Origin of the sequence: Streptomyces sp. MK37H (assembly GCF_018035285.1) — a bacterium.
GTDB classification, from domain to species: Bacteria; Actinomycetota; Actinomycetes; order Streptomycetales; family Streptomycetaceae; genus Streptomyces; species Streptomyces endocoffeicus.
Genome location: NZ_JAAAYH010000828.1, coordinates 1 through 1,547 on the forward strand (window position 1 = coordinate 1; position 1,547 = coordinate 1,547).

2 protein-coding genes are annotated in these 1,547 nt (G+C 67.2%); both read left to right on the top strand.

All coding sequences use genetic code 11. The features are described 5' to 3' along the window. A partial coding sequence (locus tag GWI24_RS44225; protein ID WP_210951641.1) for a hypothetical protein occupies window positions 1–256 on the top strand: 256 nt, incomplete at its 5' end. Between the two features lie 192 nt (window positions 257–448). After that, complete coding sequence (locus GWI24_RS44230) at window positions 449–1,504, top strand: substrate-binding domain-containing protein (RefSeq protein WP_247617738.1); 1,056 nt, start codon at window positions 449–451, stop codon at window positions 1,502–1,504. Window positions 1,505–1,547 lie beyond the last annotated feature (43 nt).

Genomic DNA, 1,547 nt, shown 5'->3' on the forward strand with positions numbered 1-1,547 from the left:
CGGCGGCGGGCCGTCGGGTGGTGAGGGGGGCGCGGTGGCGACCACACCCGCTGGGTTCACTGTCATATCCGTACTCCTTTCCGGGGGGTGTGCGGTCCGGAAGGGGGTTGTGGCCGACTCCGTCGGGAGGGGGCCACCTCTCAGCGTGGTAGTGATTTCTGTCATAGTCAAGATCATTAGAAGAAATTTCTACGAAATCCTTTGGGTGCGGTTCATGTCGAGCGTGTGTCGTGGAAATTTCTTCGAGATGCATTGACGGTGCTCGAAAGCTCTGCGACGTTGTGGATCGAGCCGCTGAGCACGTCCCACCGGCCATCCCCAGCCCGATCAGGGCCGAGCCGACCGATGAACGCGTCGGCACCGACAGTCCCCGCTGCCGCGAACCGGCACCCGGCGGGCGGCGCACTCTCCCCCAGCCACCCCCCGCACGTCGAGAAAAGGCAATCTCATGGCAGATCGCGTCATGCCGCGCCACAGAGCGCTCGCGGCCTTGTCCGCGGGAATCGGTCTCACCTTGCTGCTCACCTCATGCGGGAGCGGCATCAGCGGTCACGGTGACGACAAGCCCATCGTCGGCCTCGTCACCAAGACCAACGACAATCCCTTCTATGTGAAGATGCGCGAGGGCGCCCAGAAGAAGGCCCGCCAGCTCGGCGTGGACCTGAGGACCTTCGCCGGCAAGGGCCAGGCCGACAACGACTCACAGGTCAAGGCCATCGAGAACCTGGTGGCCGCGGGTGCCAAGGGCATTCTGATCACCCCGGCCGACTCCGGCGCGATCATCCCCGCCATCGACCGGGCGCGGAAGGCCGGTGTCATGGTCGTCGCCCTGGACTCGCCGACGGAACCGGCATCCGCGGTGGACGCCACGTTCGCCACCGACAACCGGCTGGCCGGCCGCATGATCGGCAAGTGGGCCAAGGCGCGGATGGATGGCAAGCGGCCGAGAGTCGCCCTGCTGGACCTCAGCTCCGAGCAGGTCAAGGTCGATGTCTTGCGGGACCAGGGCTTTCTGGAGGGCTTCGGCGTCGATGTCCGGAACCCGAACCGGATCGGCGACGAGCGCGACTCCCGGATCGTCGGCCACGAGGTGACCGGCGCCAACGAGGAGGGCGGGCGCGACGCCATGGAGAAGCTGCTCCAGAAGAACGGCTCCATCAACCTCGTCTACACCATCAACGAGCCCACCGCCGCGGGTGCCTATCAGGCCATCAAGGCGGCCGGTAAGCAGAAGGACATCACCATCGTCTCCGTCGACGGCGGCTGTCCCGGCGTCAAGAACGTGGCCGGCGGCGTCATCGGCGCGACCTCGATGCAGTTCCCCGTGAAGATGGCGGCCGAGGGCCTCGCCGCCGTGGCCGCGCACGCCAAGGACGGCGGCAAGGGCTCCGCCTCTTCCGGACATGGCTTCACCAACACCGGAGTCTCCCTCATCACGGACACCCCCGTATCCGGTCTGGATTCGCAGAAGTCGGACTGGGGCCTGCGCCACTGCTGGGGCTAGCCCCGCGCGCCACCGCTCGGGGCCGACCCCGGCGGACGTCCGG

Bases quoted from the DNA above. Each gene is read 5' to 3' on its own strand.
- GWI24_RS44230 (WP_247617738.1), top strand. From the start codon at position 449: ATGGCAGATCGCGTCATGCCGCGCCACAGAGCGCTCGCGGCCTTGTCC.